This is a genomic window from Aliikangiella coralliicola, assembly GCF_007004725.1.
In the GTDB taxonomy this organism is placed as follows: Bacteria; Pseudomonadota; Gammaproteobacteria; order Enterobacterales; family Kangiellaceae; genus Aliikangiella; species Aliikangiella coralliicola.
Genome location: NZ_ML660169.1, coordinates 38,847 through 56,471 on the forward strand (window position 1 = coordinate 38,847; position 17,625 = coordinate 56,471).

Genomic DNA, 17,625 nt, shown 5'->3' on the forward strand with positions numbered 1-17,625 from the left:
GAGAGACGGCAGAGAAGCTAAACCAAAAGTCCGAACCACACATTGTCATCTCCACGCTGGCCGAGGTGACCGAGAAACTAAATTAAAATTAATTGCCGAATTTTGAACATCAAACTTTAACAAAATGATTCAATTTAAAAAAAATGATCAAATTATGATCGACTTACCACTTTAAACACCAAATATTTTATCCCATTTATCCCCATTTTTAGTGGATATCATTGGGGATAACTCTTTCAACACTTTGAGATATCTTGGTTGCAGACAATTGTTGAATTCTTGATCTGAATATTTTTTGATCGAAATTTTATGATCAAATTAACGCATTTTTACTGATGCCTTGATCATGATTGGAAATACAGGCGATGTTGCCGCATGGTTTTAATTTGGTTTCTGGATTACCGTAAAGCAGTCACCGCTGAAAATTAATCTCCCAGCGGCCAACCGCCTAATTTTTTCCATCGGTTGACGATATAACAAAATAACTCAGCCGTTTTCTCTGTGTCATAGAGCGCGGAATGCGCTTGCTCGCTATCAAAACTAATTCCTGCCGTTTGGCAAGCTCGCGCAAGAACCGTTTGGCCAAGTGCCAGGCCAGCCATGGTCGCAGTATCAAAAGTGGTGAATGGATGAAACGGGTTTCGTTTAGTATTAATACGTTCTGACGCAGCCATCAGAAACCCCAGATCAAATCCAGGGTTGTGTCCAACTAAAACGCTTCGTTGGCATTCCGCCTGTTTTTGCTCAACTTTAACGCCTTTGTATATCTCGTTGAGAGCAACTTTTTCAGAAACTGCACCGCGTAAAGGATTAAAGGGATCAATACCAGTAAAGTCGAGTGATGACTGCTCGATATTCGCGCCCTCGAATGGCTCAACATGAAAATGCCATCGGTTGGAAATTTTTAAATATCCCTGCTCATCAAACTGAAGTGATACTGCGGCAATTTCTAACAGAGCGTCTTTTGATGCGTTAAACCCGCCGGTTTCAACGTCGACCACCACTGGAAAAAAGCCCCGAAACCGGCGACTCATCATTGTCATTTTATTATCTGATCCTTAAGACCTTCCCAAACACTACCTTGAATTACTGTATTTTTGGTCGATCTGCTATTAATCTGTCGATCTGCTTTTATCTATTATCACTCAGGAACTATACCCGTGATAGTTCAAGAATTCTAACACTGGATTATCACCTAAACCAATCAATCAAGCCATAAATACAGCTCTGTTGCGCTCCAACTGGAAATATTACCGAAAATTCCTGTTGTTTATAGCGATATTAACGATGAAAGCGTCTTTTATGAAAACAATGTGAGATGACGTTGGTGGAGCATCATGGCGATATCTCCCATACAACTGCCACACGCCCTGCCCGCTCCAGTCAACTCACTAATCTTTGTAATATCACTAATACCACAACCCACGATAGTGCTCTCAATTTGCTTTTTACTCACCTTCATACACAAACAGAGTGGTTTATCCTGCTCAATTTCTTTATTCGCATTGCCTGATAAAAGTGCCCTGGCTAATTGCGGTGATACTTCCGCTTTCAGTAATTCAGTAAACCAACTATCATCAATACCGGATTTTCGCGAACTAATCTGCATGCTCCACAGAAGTCTATCACCGTCAAATACAGTTGATTGAAATTCATTAGGACCATTCGCTCTAGTGTTCAACCAATACTTGCTTTTACCACCGATTTTTTTCAATTGCCCGGTTAATTTTGTATAAAGTTCATCGGGCTCGACACAACTGGCAATATGATACAAAACGCCTTGTGAGACTTTCTGTTTTACCCAATAATCCAATCCTGTTATCAATTGTCGGTCTAACGGCAGTCGACAGAGTAGCAATGCCTCACTCCTGATCGGCCGGCGATTGGTCGGCAAATTATCTAATGCAGGGACCTCTGCTTTACTCGAAGATTTAGTTTCCGCGTCAACTCGAATAACGCTTAATGTGACTTTCGCCTGTTTAAATGCCGGTTGTTTTGATAGTGGGTCGACACTGTTATCAACCAACTGGTTAATCGCACCGCCGCTGAAATTTGCATGACTCCAGTGAATTGGAACAAAAAGCTCACCGCTTGCAACTTGTGAACTGATCTTAATCCTGATTCCCATTGTCAACGATTGGGCAGCCACGCAAACAATTTCATCATCGGAGATTTTGAGCAATGCTGCATCTTCTGGATTTATCAGTAACCTGGGCTCGGTGGAATGCAGGCTTAACTGAGGAGAGAGCCCGCTGCGGGTCATGGTGTGCCATTGATCGCGAACTCTGCCAGAGTTTAGAACAAATTCGAATTGCCCACTATTCATCGCGCCCCGATTAACTTCGCGGTTAATGGAATTTCTATCAACAGAAAAAACCGGGATCATATTCGCTCGTTGATCGAAGGTATGAAATTTCCCATCAGCAAAGGGTTTTAAGCTTTGCAACTTAATGGCATTTTTATCGCGCTGAGGCCATTGCAACGGAACCAGGTTATCATACCCTTGTCGATCAATGTTCGATAATGCGGCCAACTCAAAACTGCCGGTATGCCCCGCTGCCATATTAGATAACGCAACATGCTCCTTAAAAATATCGAACTCATTTTGATATTTAAAATGCTTTCCAAATCCCATACCTTTCGCAACCTGAGAAATAATCCACCAATCAGGTTTTGATTCTTGGTATGCAGGACGAAATTGCCGCTGTCGAGAAATTCGTCGTTCTGAATTAGTCACTGTCCCTGATTTTTCGCCCCAGGCTTGCGCAGGAAAAATGACATCTGCGTAATCTAAAGTTTCACTGGTTTTAAAACAATCACTAACCACAACTAACGGACATTTCTCCAGCACCTTTTTCACTCGATTACTATCTGGCATTGATACAATCGGATTAGTTGCCATGACCCATAAAGCTTTTATTTTTCCTCGCTCGATTTGTTGAAATAATTCAACTGCAGTTAAGCCTGGTTTATTCGCTAATCGTTCAGTTTGCCAAAACTCGCTCAACAAGCGTGAAGCCTCTCTGTCATCAAAGTTTAAATGCGCCGCTAAAACCGTCGCCATGCCGCCTACTTCACGTCCTCCCATTGCGTTGGGTTGCCCCGTGATAGAAAATGGTCCCATGCCCGGCCGCCCTATTCGATTAGTAAACAGGTGACAATTGATAATTGCGTTACACTGATCCACACCTTGAGTGGATTGATTTATTCCTTGAGAAAAAATAGTTACTACTTTTTCATTTTTGGCAAACAATTGAAAAAAGCTTTCTAAATTTCCTGAAGAGACATTGATACCGTTAGCCAACGGCTCAATACCGAGATAATTTTTTCTGGCAGCTTCAATAGTTGCATCAATATTGTTGGGAGTAAAAAACTGCGTGTTAGCGTACCCCTTATCAAACAAGTAACAAAGCAACCCGTTAAACAACAATAAGTCAGTTCCAGTTTTAATGGTAAGATGATGATCTGCTATTTCAAAGCTGGCTGTTACTCGGGGGTCAATCACGACTATCTTCAATTGTGGTCGACGCTGTTTCTCAGCTCTCAACCGTTGATACAACACCGGATGACACCAGGCCAGATTTGACCCAACCAGCACAACGAGATCTGCACTTTCAAGATCACTATAAGACACAGGTACACTATCACTGCCGAACGCCCTTTTATGAGCAACCACCGGTGACGACATGCAGAGCCTGGAATTAGTATCAATATTACTACTACCAATAAAACCTTTCATTAGTTTATTAGCGACATAATAGTCTTCCGTTAATAACTGACCCGAAACATAAAAAGCAACAGCGTCTCTTCCGTACTTGCCGATCGCCTGATTAAGTTGGTTAGCAACATATGCGATTGATTTTTTCCATGTCGCTCTTTTCCCTTTCACAGTAGGATAACTCAGTCGAGTTTCGTTAGATAAAGTCTCTGGCAACAACCGCCCTTTAGTACAAAGTCGCCCAAAGTTTGCCGGGTGAAATTGATCGCCCTGAACTGAGTAGTTTTCATTTTCTTCACAAGCGATTTCAACTCCACATCCAACACCGCAATATGGACAGGTTGTTTTTGTTCTGTTTAAAGAAGTCGATAATTTTGACATTTTGAATATATGTAATCAGTCACCAGTGAATCATTCGAATAATTACTAAGGCAACAATCACGCCAACTAAAACAGGTTTAAGTTGTCAACTACCGTAACCCAGTTCAGTTTGACCAGTAACGGTTGCAAAAAATGTCAACTTCTTTATTCAGCCTGACAAGCATTTCGCCCGTCGGGAAGGGCGTAAAGAAACTAGAACTAAAAAGTCTCAAAAGTTTTTAGATGAAAAACTCAGACTCAAAACTCATTTATCAAACTAAACGCTAGCCGATTAATTTTAGAAACCATTGTGACACCGAGTAAAACTTTTGCACCACGCCAGTGCAACACCAAAAAACGCATTACCTTCTCGCACCGCCTCAGTGCACCACTAAAAACGGCCACGTCCATAGCAGGTAGAAAAACACAAGATAACTTATTGTATTTAAATAATAAAAGAGCAATTACAAAACATACAAAAAGGCTGGCATTGCTTTTGCTCTAGGAGTTGATGCTTAGAAAAAAATAAAGAGCTAACACAACGAAATGACTATCAAAAAAAATTTAACTGGATACCATAAACTTGATTCGCAAGTCGATCATATAACTCAAACTGGTTCTAAAAAAACAGGGAAAGTCTACCTCGTCGGGGCAGGTCCCGGTGCTATGGATTTATTAACAGTTAAAGCCCTGAGAATTATTCAAAGCAGTGACGTCATCCTTTACGACAAACTAGTCAGCGATGAAATAAAGTCATCTTTTCCGAAAGGCTGTAAAAAAATATTTGTGGGAAAAAGTAAAGATAACCATAGCATTGCTCAGGAAAGCCTGAACCAATTATTAGTGAGATTATGTCACAAAGGACTACAGGTTTGCCGATTAAAAGGCGGGGACCCATTTGTTTTTGGCCGAGGGAGCGAAGAAATGTTAGCGATTAGTGAAGTCGGCCTTGACGTAGAAATTGTTCCAGGCATAACCGCTGCGTCAGGATGTACTAGCTACGCAGGCATTCCATTAACGCACCGTGAAGTTTCACAAGGATGCACCTTCATTACCGGCCACGCCAAAAATGAACTCAAATTAAACTGGGCAAGCCTTGCCACCCTTGACCATACCCTCGTTTTTTATATGAGCCTGACTCGGCTCTCCTTTATTAGTCACCAACTCATTAAACACGGATTGAACGCAAATACACCTGCAGCATTAATTGAAAATGGGAGTCAACCTCAACAAAGGGTTATCACATCTAGCTTAATAGAACTTTCAACACAGGCAGATTTAAAACAATTTAAATCACCAACACTCGTTGTAATTGGCGATGTTGTTCGCTATCAGCAACAGTTGGACTGGTTTCAAAAAGCTCAGTTTGACGACAAGAAAAGCATTCGTTTGTCTGCATAAAGGAAACACGATGAAGAAGTATAAAGTAATAATTATTGGTAATGGAATGGTCGGTCATAGAATCATCCAGCACCTTTCGGAATTCGATAATAAAAATATCGAAATCATAACCTTCTCTGAAGAAGAAAAACTGGCTTATGATCGAGTTCAACTCAGTAGCTATTTTTCAGGAAAAAGTGCTGATGACTTGTCACTAACTTCGTCAGACGAATACCAGCGACTCGGTATCAACTACCACTTAAGTCAAAAAGTCATCAATATTGATCGTTCCAGAAAAATGGTTTTCACCAACACGGGTCAATCATACCAGTACGATAAATTGGTGATCGCCACCGGTTCAACTCCTTTTGTTCCACCAATACCTTTGGAAAGCGATGAGCATATCCATGTTTATCGAACTTTAAAGGATCTGGATGCCATAAAAACCTCATCTGAAGCTTCAAAATCTGGAGTAGTTATCGGTGGCGGTTTGCTGGGATTAGAAGCCGCTAACGCACTAAAGCAACTTAACTTATCAACCCACGTGGTAGAGTTCTCGACGCGCTTAATGCCCGTTCAACTTGATAAAAACGGCGGCAAGCTTCTCCGTAAAAAAATAGAGGAATTAGGCGTTGTCGTCCATACCGGTAAGAACACTAAAAAAATTGTTAGCGGCAATCAGCAGAGATATCGTCTTATATTTGCTGATGGAGATTGCCTGGAGACAGATACGATTGTTTTTTCTACAGGCATTCGCCCCCAGGATGAGTTAGCTCGATTAGCCAATCTTGAGATTGGTGAACGTGGCGGCATAGTCATAAACGATTATTGCCAGACTTCAGACGAAGATATTTACGCCATTGGCGAATGTGCTTTATGGCAAGGCAAAATTTTTGGCCTGGTAGCCCCCGGTTATAAAATGGCGATGACCGCGGCAACCCATTGTAATCAATCATTATTAGCGGCAGCGTCACAAACTGACAAGTTAAACTTGCCATTTACCGGTGCGGATATGAGCACCAAGTTAAAGCTACTTGGCGTTGACGTTGCGAGCATCGGTGATGCGCACGCCGAACAAAATAATTCCTTGTCTTACAGCTACAACGACGAATCGTCTGGCGTTTACAAAAAAATTGTTATTAGCGCCGATCGCAAAAAGTTATTGGGCGCGGTGCTGGTTGGCGATACTGAAGACTATGGTAGCTGGCTACAGTTTTATATTAACCAGATGGAACTACCTCAACCGCCGGAGCAGTTGCTACTTCCGATTGATACTGATTCAGCTAACCAAAATACGGGATCGAGTCTAACCAACCTACCTGAAACAGCACAAATATGTTCGTGTAACGACGTGTCAAAACGAAATATTGTGGACTGCATTCAGCAAGGTGCACAAGACATCGCTAGCTTGAAAGACCAGTGTAACGCCGGCACCGGCTGTGGCGGATGCACACAACTTGTCAGTCAAATTCTCGATGATGAATTGTCGAAACTGGGCGTAGAAATTAATAATCATATTTGCGCCCACTTTAGTTTTAGCCGGGCTGAGTTATTCGACATAATCAGCGTAAAAAAAATTCGTACATTCGACGCATTGATATCAGAATATGGCCAGGGTCTTGGCTGTGAAATCTGTAAGCCTGCTGTTGCTTCTATTCTTGCCTCTTTGTGGAACGAACCGGTCCTCGATAAAAATCATATTGGTCTGCAGGATACTAATGATGCCTTTCTAGCCAATATGCAAAAAGACGGCACTTATTCCGTCGTACCGAGAGTTCCAGGCGGAGAAATTACGCCAGAAAAATTAATCGTCATTGGTCAGGTTGCCAGGGATTTTTCACTTTACACCAAAATAACCGGCGGTCAGAGAATCGACCTGTTTGGCGCTCAACTTCACCAATTACCAATCATCTGGAAACGCTTGATCAACGCTGGTTTCGAAACTGGGCACGCGTACGGTAAAGCACTAAGAACAGTAAAGTCTTGTGTTGGCACCAGCTGGTGTCGTTTCGGCGTTCAGGACAGCACGACAATGGCAATTCTACTGGAAAAACGATACCGCGGAATTCGATCGCCACACAAAATAAAAATGGCAGTCTCCGGTTGTACCCGAGAATGTGCCGAAGCGCAAAGCAAAGATTTCGGCGTAATAGCAACAGAAAAAGGCTGGAACTTATACGTCGGCGGTAACGGTGGAATGCGACCAAGACATGCTGATCTTTTTGCCACAGATCTCAGCGATGAAACGCTAATCAGCTACATCGATCGAATCATGATTTTTTATATTCGTACTGCAGAAAAACTGCAACGAACTTCGGTTTGGCTTGAAGGTCTTGAGGGAGGTCTGGATTACCTCAAACAAGTCATCATTGAAGACAAACTATCTATCAATCAGGACATGGAAAAGCAGATGAACTATTTAGTTAGCAGTTATCAATGCGAATGGAAGTCTACGATAGAAAATCCTGAAAAACTCAAGCGCTTTAACCATTTTATTAATAGTAAAGAGGCAGACCCACAAGTTATTTTCGTTGAAGAACGCCAGCAAATCAGACCAGCCACCTGGGAAGAAAAAACGCCTGTGTAATTCAACCCTTGATTTTAAAAGGATAACAACCGATGAAAAACCAATTGCTTAATGAAATGCCATCTGAAAATCTTTGGACTGACATTTGTGACATTCAGGACATACCACCTAACACAGGCGTGTGCGCTCAACTGAACAATCAGCAGATCGCTATTTTTTATTTGCATCCAGAAAAGAAATTGAAGTCAATTGACAACTTCGATCCTATTGCTAAGGCAAGTGTTTTGTCCCGTGGCATAGTCGCGGAAATCGATGGGAAAAGAGTCGTCGCCTCACCACTTTACAAACAACACTTTTGCCTGGATAGCGGCCGCTGTTTGCAAGATGACGAAATTCAGGTAGCGACCTATCAAGTGAGGATGAAAGACAATAAAGTTCAAGCGCTGGTGATTGAAGAGGAGCAATAAAAATGACGACTCGCTTTAATCTGAAAAGTTTCTCGGGGAAAATGAAAGTTTTGCACCTAAGCTGGGTCGCATTCTTTATCACTTTCTTTGTCTGGTTCAACCATGCTCCATTACTCGGGGCCATCGCAGAATCACTTGGCTTGTCACCTGCAGAGATCAAAATTCTACTCATACTCAACGTGGCAATTGCAATTCCAGCCCGAGTCATAATCGGGATGATTACCGATCACTTCGGCCCACGAATAACTTACAGTGCTTTGCTGCTCGTCAGTAGCTTGCCTTGTTTTATGTTTGCATTTGCCGACAACTTCGAACAGGCTGCAATCGCCCGATTTTTACTGGGCTTCATCGGCGCAGGTTTTGTCATAGGTATTCGCCTGGTGAGCGAATGGTTTCCGGTTAACGAGCTTGGTGTGGCTGAAGGAATCTATGGCGGCTGGGGCAATTTCGGCTCGGCGGCAGCGGCGATTTCTCTTCCTGGACTTGCATTAGTTTTCGGCGGCGATGACGGCTGGCGTTACGCCATTGCTTCAACCGGAATTATTTGTGCCGGATATAGCATCCTGTTTTTTACTCAAATTTCTGATACACCCAAAGGATCGACTTACTATAAACCGAAATCAACCGGCGCTATGGAAGTAACGAGCATCGGCGATTTCTTCCTGTTACTGCTAATGAAAATTCCGATGTACCTGGTGATGGGTTTATTAGTCTGGAAATTATCTGCCAGCGAAGCTCAACTACTATCGGAAAGTCAATCCCAACTTATTTATGCGGGATTAATCATGCTTTACCTGTTTGAAGTTTACCAATGTTATCGAGTCAACCGCGACATTTTTAATCAACCTGTTGCGGAAGCCCACCAATATCAATTTAAACAGGTTGCGATTCTCAATTTACTATATTTCGCCACATTCGGTTCAGAACTCGCAGTAGTCTCTATGTTGCCGCTCTATTTTTCGGAAGTGTTTGATTTAAGCATGGTCACGGCAGGGTTATTAGCATCGAGTTATGCATTTATGAATCTGATTTCCAGACCCGGTGGCGGCTGGATCAGTGACCGCTTTGGCCGCAAACGAAGTTTGATTATACTCACCACAGGATTATCAGTGGGCTATCTGTTAATGTCGCTGATCACTCACCAATGGCCACTCGTTTTAGCGGTAACCGTGGCGATGCTTTGCTCCTTTTTTGTACAAGCAGGGGAAGGCGCGGTATTTGCAACTGTACCTCTGATAAAACGTCGCCTCACCGGCCAAATTGCCGGCATGACCGGTGCATATGGTAATGTTGGCGCTGTCTGTTATTTGACAGTTTTATCTTTCGTAAGTTACCAATGGTTTTTCTTGATTATTGCGGCAAGCGCCGCCGTTAGCTTAATTTGCCTGGCATTTTTACAAGAACCCAAAGGCACCATCACTGAGATCAATGAAGATGGAACAGTGGAGTTAATCGGTGTCGGCTAAACCCCAACAATCGGCACTCATCGGGCAGGGAAATCAACTTAAGTTGGCGTCCGGTGCGTGCTCAAACTCAGGCAAAAAATCACTCAATGAAGATGCTTTTTCTTTTAAGCAGCCTACACGATCAACAAACTCAACGAAAGGGACGGTTGCCGTGATTGCTGACGGCGTATCTTATGCATCTGAGGCAGCGAAAGCCAGTCGCTATTGTGTTAACGAATTTACTGCAGAGTATTTTCAATGCCCGCACACTTGGTCAACTCAACATGCCATCTCCCAGGTATTAGCAAAAATAAACAACAGGTTATCGGATAAAAACAACCAAACCGAGAAGACTACATCACGCGGTGAAAGTTTTATTTCGACCACAACTCAGCGTTCTTCGACAGGCAGTCAGTGGTTATCGACTTTAAGTGGTGTTATTTTCAAGTCTGCAACGGCACATATTTTTCACGTTGGAGATACCAATATTTGTCGTATCAGAGACAATAAGTTAACTCACCTGACTCAAAAACATAACCGGAAACTGGGTAACCATACCAGTGTACTAACACGGGTTATCGGCGCAGATAAACACCTGAAAGTCGACTATCAGCAGATCACAATTCGCCCGGGTGACCAATTCGTTTTAACCACCGATGGTGTGCATGAATACATTGATGAACATACACTTGTCGAGCTTTGTGGATCAAATGATAGTGTGGAAAAAATCAGCCAGAGGATCGTTCGGCAAGCCCAGCAAAATGCCAGCCAGGATGATCAAACTTGCTTGCTGGTGAGAATTGACGAGATGCCGACTTTGAAGCCCGAAGAAATTCGTCAGGAATTCGCCGATAAAGTCATTCCGCCACCATTGCAAGACGGGCAAATCCTCGACGGTTTCAAGGTTATTAGAAGTTTACACGCCAGTTCACGCTCCCACCTTTACCTGGTAAAAGAAATCCTCACTGAACGTTTTTACATGTTAAAAGCACCTTCGCTGAATTTTGAAAACGATGAAGTTTATTTACAGGGATTTATTCGCGAGGCCTGGGTTGGTGCACAGGTAAAACATCCTGCGATTATGAGAATTTATCCGCCCAAAACCGATAGCAAATTTCTTTATCATGTGTGCGAATATATTAAAGGTCATACCTTAAGACAATGGATGCACGATCACCCACACCCTTCTTGCGGGCAAGTACGACAAATACTCGAACAGATTGCCAACGCGCTAAGAATTTTTAAACGCCTGCAAATTATTCATAGAGATCTCAAACCTGAAAACCTGATGATCGATTTGAATGGCCAGGTTAAATTGATTGACTATGGCACAGCTTCGGTAGCGGCACTCGCGGAAAACATGAATAATATTAATGAGGACTATCCGCTAGGTACTGTTAACTATATTGCGCCCGAAACATTGATCAATTTGAGTTCATCCTATCAAAGCGATCTTTTTTCTCTCGGCGTAATCGCTTACGAAATGTTGACAGGCAGGTTTCCTTATCCAACTAAAACCAGTGTTCGTTACCACGTTAATAACAAATCGCGAAGTATCCAAAAGTGGCACTACCGAAGCGCACTGGATTTTCGTAACGATTTACCTTTCTGGTTAGATCTCGCATTGAGAAAAGCCGTTGAATCTGATCCTGAAATACGTTATCAAGCTTATTCTGAGTTTATTACCGATATTTCTACACCGAACGAACAAGCTGAAATAGAGTATGCTCATCGGCCGTTGATTGAGCGAGAACCGGTTAAATTCTGGCAGACTGTCAGTATTCTGTTGGCATTGCTATTGATTATTTCATTAATATTCTAAATAACCCGCCCTCCATCGCGAAATGAGGGGGCTAGCGCATTAACAAGACAATCAATTCTATGGATGAATCTGCTAAGAGTCGTATCTCGTTTTACTCAGAACAATAACGATCTAATAAAAATATAAAATTATATTTAAGTCGCCTATTTTGACGCCGATAAATACTACATCAACTCATCTGGCAGTCTTGTGGCTGCTTGCCTGAGTGTTCGTCAAAATTAACCAGCAGAAAAATGTAACATGAGAACAATTCTCCTAAAACTAATCATATCTGCGAGCGTGACAGCATCGAGCTTTTGCTGTTATGCCAGTTTTAAAGCCTTTGAAGCGCCAGTGGATGAGTCTCGCTGGATTTATGACGGTACACCTCTCAGCTGTCACTTAAACCATAACATTCCATCTTACGGCGACGCCGAGTTTAAAAAAATTGCTGGAAAAGGCGAAAAACTCGCGTTTAACCTGGGCTATAAACGCCATCAAATTGCGGCTAACAAATCAGCATCTGTCCGAGCGATTGCGCCTTCGTGGCAACCACTCCAGACCAGCCGCGAAATGGGCGAAGTGAATTTGCAGCCGGGCAAATATATTATTTCCAGCCAGGATATCGCGAGTTGGCGCCTGCTGAATGAGCTGGAAATTGGACGCTTTCCGACTTTTTTCTATCAGGACTTTAACCAGGTTCAGGATCAAGTTTCGGTTGCACTATCCTCGGTCGGCTTTCAAGCCGAGTATGACAAGTTTCTGGATTGTCTGGCGAATCTTGTTCCTTACAAATTGAAAGAACTAACCCGGTTAACGCTTTTTTTCGATTTCGACAAATCGTTTATTCGCTCACCATACCGGTCAAAACTTCAAGCGCTTGCTCAATACATTAAACACGACCCAAGTATTGAAGTTGTTTTGATTAGCGGTTACACCGACAGTAAAGGCTCACGTGGTTACAACCAGAAACTTTCTGAGCGTAGAGTCAACTCCGTCAAAACAGCACTATCGCTTGTTGGAGTTGAAACGGAGCGGTTCAAAATCAGAGCCTATGGTGAGAAAAATCCGGCCGCTTCGAATCGAACGGCGAAAGGCCGCGCTAAAAACCGGCGAGTTTATATTCGTATCGCTCAAAATTAATTGAGTTGTTGAGTTTTTTATTTATCCTATTCGGTCTGGATAAATTCATGACGGTTGCCAGGTAATGTCGTTTAACGACTGCTGAGTTGATTTTCTTTTAAGATATCTTCTATCGCATCACAGACCAGCGCTAATTGCCTGAGACATATATCGATATCCTGTTCTTTTACCTGGTTATGCTCAGAAAACTCACATTCAAGACGTTCACATTCCTGTTGTAATTGGCTGGCACTGATAGTCGCTGCGAGACCTTTCATCGTGTGGAAAAAACGTCCCAGTTCATCAGGCTTTTTCCTCTCAAAAAGGTCTTCCCGACGCCGCAAAGGTTGATATCTGTCGACAAACATTTTTAATACTTCATGATAAAGCTCATCGTTATTATCCATTGAAGCAAGTCCGGCTTTAAAATTAACCGGCGAAGAATCAGATTTTTTTTCTAAACTCTCTTCCGGCAGCTGAAAACGACTTTCTTTCTCATTAACCATGGAATTCGTTAGCTCTTCTAACAACAAGCTCAACGCGCCTAATGATTGCTGCTCATTTTTAAATAACCAAGACTGCATGCATTGATACAAGGCTTCCGGCTTTATAGGTTTGGAAATATAATCATCCATCCCCGCCGCGATGCATTTTTCTTTATCGCCGACCATAGCGTGCGCGGTCATCGCTACTATTGGTTGCTCGTCAAGCAACGATTGCTTACGAATGATCTGAGTGGTTTCTTTACCATCCAGAATCGGCATCTGCATATCCATAAAAACCATATCAAAATGCTGAATTTTAATCATTTCAATGGCTTCTTGACCATTATTCGCACATTCGACGTGCACACCAAATGCACTAATGAGTTCTTTAGCAACTTGCTGATTAATCGCGTTATCTTCTACCAGCAAAACACTTTTCGATGCCAGTTTAGCTAATATTCTTGCGCGCTCTTCACCGGAAAAACTAACATCATTCGACGATGGCTTTCTGAGATCAAGGCTAGAGAGCAAACCATCATGCAGCTCTGACGGCGTGACTGGTTTTTCAATAATCGTATCAAAGATACGTCGATGGATAGGTTCAACGACGGTCGAAATACCCGTCATTAATAAAACATGGGTTGATGGAGCCATTATTTTTTGTCTTAAAAAGTAGCCGATATCGACAAAGTTAGACGATGGCAAAGACGCGTCCAGCATAATCAGGTTAAATTGATTAAAGTCCATTGAAGCTAACTGCAACTGCTTTGGACTAATATCAGAAGCCAAATAGGGTATTGCACAAATTCCAAAGGACTCCAACATACGAATTAACGTCACTAGCGTTTCTTTATTGTCTTCAATAACCAGGACATTTAATTGATTGAGTAGTGGTTTATCTTCAAAATAAAGTGATTGAGCACGAGAGTCGATTCCAAAACGCGCATTAAAGCTAAAAGTTGTGCCCTGATTAATTCGGCTGGCCACATGGATTTCTCCGCCCATCAAGTGAACCAACCGTCGGCTCAGTGAAAGCCCTAAACCGGTACCACCATACTTTCTGGTGGTAGACATGTCGGCTTGAGTAAAAGGCGTAAAAATTTTCTGGATCTGTTTTTGCGTGAGCCCAATTCCCGTATCAATGACAGAAATTTTTATTTCTATTGAATTATCATTTTGAACCAGTTTATCAAAACATATTTCAATAAATCCCTGTGTGGTAAACTTGATCGCATTATTCGCCAGATTAATGATAACCTGACGAAGTCTTAACTCATCACCAACTAATTTAAAATCGATATCTTCAAGATGAGAAACAATTAACTCAAGACCTTTTTCATTCGCCCGCGGGGAAATGACATTAATAACTTCTTTAATAACTTCCTCTAAAGAAAATGGGCGTTTTTCTAGTTCCAGTTTATCCGCCTCAATCTTTGAGTAATCAAGAATATCATCAATAATACGTAACAAAGCACTGGACGAGGTCTCAATTTTTGACAGGTAATCTCTTAATTTTTCATTCATAGGTACGCGTAATGCCAAACCACTTAAACCAATAATGGCATTCATTGGCGTCCTGATTTCATGACTCATGTTAGCCAGAAACTTAGACTTAAGTTCATTAGATTTAACGGCAAAGTCTTTTTCAATCTGCGCAATTGTTTTTTCTTTATCTAACTTTTCAGCTAACGCCGACTGACGAAAAATAAAAAACAAAAATGCAAGTAACGCAATCAGGTAGAGACTGTAAGCCCACCATGAAGTCCAGGGTGCAGAATGTACTCTGATTCTAAGATAGGCAATGTTATCACTCCAAACGCCATCTTTATTACTTGCTTTAACATTAAAAGTATACCAGCCAGGATCAAGGTTAGTGTAAGTTGCTCGCCGATTGAGTGCATCGGTAAATAACCATTCTTGATCAAACCCGGCTAACTTATAAGCATATTGATTTAACTCAGGACTGGCATAATGTAAGCCGGAAAACTCTAGCGAAAAAACATTTTGTCTGTGATTAAAGTAAATATTATCTACTTCATCAATCGATTGGGTTAATGGGGAATTCGAGTCCATTGCCGAAAATACCAGCTCTTTGTTAAACAACATCAGCTTCGTTATCATGACTTTTGGCGGCTTGTCATCAAACTCTATTTTTTCTGGGTCGAAATAGGTCAAACCGCTAACGCTTCCAAAAAACATTCCTCCTGACTTTGTTTTATATCGGGCGCGTATATAATATCCCTCCGGTATGGTACCGTGATCGGGTCGATAGTTAGTGACTTCAAGTGTGTTTGTATTGACTTTAAATATTCCTCGCATACTGCTTGCCCAAATGTCACCTCGGTTATCTTCCAAAAGCCCGCCGACGGCGCCAGTTGCATTTTCGTCGCTGCCTCCAATCAACTCAAAAGTTAAGTCCATTTTATTTTTAGTTTTGTTGACAAAATATACTCGGCTAGCCCCTTTGTTGGTTCCAATCCAAAAACGATTTTTACTATCTTTTATGATTGAGTTTATGCTATTTCCAATAACCGAAGCGGTCGAATAGTCAGCCAGATATCGTTTGATCACTTTACCTGTTTCAATGTCAAAAATATTCAGTCCGCTTCCTTCAGTTCCTAACCATAGCAAGTTGGAATCATCGTAAAATACAAAACTGACCAAGTTGCTTGAAAGCGAATCAGGATCATTAATATCGTGTTGGTAACGAGAAAAACTTTTACTCTTCCTATCGAACCGATTCAAACCTCCGCCGCGAGTTGCGATCCAAAGATTGCCCATGGGATCTTCAGTAATATGCAGAACATGATTATTGCTCAGGCTTGATGAATCTTCAGGGTCATGCCGAAAATACTCTACTGTCTCTTGCTCAGTATCATATTTTATCAATCCCTCCGTATTGGACCCCAACCACAATATATTTTTACTATCAAAAAAAACTTCGCGAACATTTCCAGTTTTTTCGATGTCAATAAGAGCATGCCTGCGAGTTTCCCCGGTATCTTGATCAAATTCTAATAAACCACTATCCCACGCAGCCAACCAGATCCGGTTCTGGTTATCACCGACGATGGCGCGAATCGTTTGGCCTGCCTGGTGGGTCGTACTTTTCACTTGCAAATACTGCTTAAATTGGCTGGAACCAAAATCGAGCCGGTTAATGGCCCGCGCCCATGTACCTACCCAAAATACCTGAGTACGATCAAATAATATGGAAACAATATCCCTGTCATTAATATTTGAATTGGCAGGTGCATCAGGCGAGAAATTGGTTAACTGTTCCGTTGAATCGTCGTAGCTGAACAATCCGTTGTATTGTGTGCCGAACCAGATTTTTCCGAACTGATCTTGCCCGATCGAAGTAATCGGATTTTGTTTTTTCGAGAGCTCAGTAAAAGCTAAACGGGAAATAGTACTGGTATTCGCACTCTTTTTGAGTAGCCCGGATCTAATCGTTCCCATCCAGAGGTTTTGATCCTTATCTTCAAATAGTGATACCACCCCAAAAGTTGCATCATTAAAATCACTGCTTACGGGAAGTTGAACCCGCTCCACGATTTGCCGGTCAACCGGCAGGTCATTTAACTGAATTTTATTAAGTCCGCCAGCTCGATTGGCCGGCACTAATCTGGCACTACCGGATGCGATCCACAAAATGCCGTTACTATCAACCAATAGGTCGGTAATGTAGTCATTGAGTAAGCTATTAGCATTGTCGGGATCATATCGAAACCGCTCAAACCGATTGGTTGTGGGGTTATATTTGTTGAGCCCGCCACCCGCGGTACCAACCCAGATAAACCCCTGTTTGTCTTCTGCGATTGCAGTAATATGGTTACTCGAAATACTGTTTAAGTTAGTTGGCTCATGATACAAGCGTACAAATTGATGGGTCTTGTAATTAAATAGATTAAGCCCGTTACGAGTACCGACCCACAAGCGTTCCTGTGAATCAATGTAGAGCTTTTTAATAAAGTTGTCGGAAAGTGAGTGTGGATTAACCTGGCTAAATTTAAAAACTTTAAACTCATAGCCATCGTAACGATTTAACCCCTCCTGGGTAGCGAACCAGATAAAACCTTTTCCATCTTGCACCATATCTAATATGGTTACTTGTGAGAGACCATTCTCAACCCCAATATGTTTAAATCTCAATCTGTCCTGGGCGAAAAGCGATTGGCAAAAAACACAGCCTGCCCCCACGACGAACGCAAAGACTTTCACAAAACTAATTGCTTTATTCTTAATTATTTCGACAAGCATCTTTTCTACGGTGAAAAGTTCAATCTAATACCTCTTACTTCGCCCACCTTGAAAACT

General features: G+C 42.1%; 9 protein-coding genes. 6 read left to right on the top strand and 3 right to left on the bottom strand.

From position 1 onward, the window contains the following. Window positions 1-425: 425 nt before the first annotated feature. Together rnt and FLL46_RS21000 are read right to left on the bottom strand one after the other, a co-directional pair. Window positions 426-1,034: a ribonuclease T gene (rnt, locus tag FLL46_RS20995; protein ID WP_210418786.1), complete on the bottom strand. Its 609-nt coding sequence runs from the start codon at window positions 1,032-1,034 to the stop codon at window positions 426-428. A gap of 266 nt (window positions 1,035-1,300) precedes the next feature. After that, entirely contained in the window at window positions 1,301-4,099 is a 2,799-nt protein-coding gene (locus FLL46_RS21000) for a nitrate reductase (protein ID WP_142933388.1), read from the bottom strand. Window positions 4,100-4,624: 525 nt separating this feature from the next. Between FLL46_RS21000 and cobA the strand changes: the two genes are divergently transcribed. The 6 genes from cobA (at window position 4,625) to FLL46_RS21030 (ending at window position 12,841) form a co-directional block, all read left to right on the top strand. Continuing rightward, entirely contained in the window at window positions 4,625-5,479 is an 855-nt protein-coding gene (cobA, locus tag FLL46_RS21005; RefSeq protein WP_142933390.1) for a uroporphyrinogen-III C-methyltransferase, read from the top strand. A gap of 10 nt (window positions 5,480-5,489) precedes the next feature. Further along, window positions 5,490-8,045: a nitrite reductase large subunit NirB gene (gene nirB / locus FLL46_RS21010; RefSeq protein WP_142933391.1), complete on the top strand. Its 2,556-nt coding sequence runs from the start codon at window positions 5,490-5,492 to the stop codon at window positions 8,043-8,045. 32 nt (window positions 8,046-8,077) lie between these two features. After that, window positions 8,078-8,452: a nitrite reductase small subunit NirD gene (nirD, locus tag FLL46_RS21015; RefSeq protein WP_246119368.1), complete on the top strand. Its 375-nt coding sequence runs from the start codon at window positions 8,078-8,080 to the stop codon at window positions 8,450-8,452. Between the two features lie 2 nt (window positions 8,453-8,454). Then, entirely contained in the window at window positions 8,455-9,918 is a 1,464-nt protein-coding gene (locus FLL46_RS21020; protein ID WP_210418777.1) for a NarK family nitrate/nitrite MFS transporter, read from the top strand. Next, window positions 9,908-11,719 (top strand): bifunctional protein-serine/threonine kinase/phosphatase, encoded by a 1,812-nt coding sequence (locus FLL46_RS21025; RefSeq protein WP_142933393.1) that lies wholly within the window; start codon window positions 9,908-9,910, stop codon window positions 11,717-11,719. Before FLL46_RS21020 ends, FLL46_RS21025 begins: the two co-directional genes overlap by 11 nt. Window positions 11,720-11,959: 240 nt before the next feature. Continuing rightward, window positions 11,960-12,841: a flagellar protein MotY gene (locus FLL46_RS21030; protein ID WP_142933395.1), complete on the top strand. Its 882-nt coding sequence runs from the start codon at window positions 11,960-11,962 to the stop codon at window positions 12,839-12,841. A 71-nt stretch (window positions 12,842-12,912) separates the two neighbouring features. On the opposite strand, the gene FLL46_RS21035 is transcribed toward FLL46_RS21030, so the two are convergent. After that, a complete protein-coding gene (locus tag FLL46_RS21035) occupies window positions 12,913-17,568 on the bottom strand; it encodes a hybrid sensor histidine kinase/response regulator (RefSeq protein ID WP_142933397.1) in 4,656 nt (1,551 codons plus the stop codon). Window positions 17,569-17,625 lie beyond the last annotated feature (57 nt).

Bases quoted from the DNA above. Each gene is read 5' to 3' on its own strand.
- rnt (WP_210418786.1), bottom strand. From the start codon at position 1,034: ATGAGTCGCCGGTTTCGGGGCTTTTTTCCAGTGGTGGTCGACGTTGAA.
- FLL46_RS21000 (WP_142933388.1), bottom strand. From the start codon at position 4,099: ATGTCAAAATTATCGACTTCTTTAAACAGAACAAAAACAACCTGTCCA.
- cobA (WP_142933390.1), top strand. From the start codon at position 4,625: ATGACTATCAAAAAAAATTTAACTGGATACCATAAACTTGATTCGCAA.
- nirB (WP_142933391.1), top strand. From the start codon at position 5,490: ATGAAGAAGTATAAAGTAATAATTATTGGTAATGGAATGGTCGGTCAT.
- nirD (WP_246119368.1), top strand. From the start codon at position 8,078: ATGAAAAACCAATTGCTTAATGAAATGCCATCTGAAAATCTTTGGACT.
- FLL46_RS21020 (WP_210418777.1), top strand. From the start codon at position 8,455: ATGACGACTCGCTTTAATCTGAAAAGTTTCTCGGGGAAAATGAAAGTT.
- FLL46_RS21030 (WP_142933395.1), top strand. From the start codon at position 11,960: ATGAGAACAATTCTCCTAAAACTAATCATATCTGCGAGCGTGACAGCA.
- FLL46_RS21035 (WP_142933397.1), bottom strand. From the start codon at position 17,568: ATGCTTGTCGAAATAATTAAGAATAAAGCAATTAGTTTTGTGAAAGTC.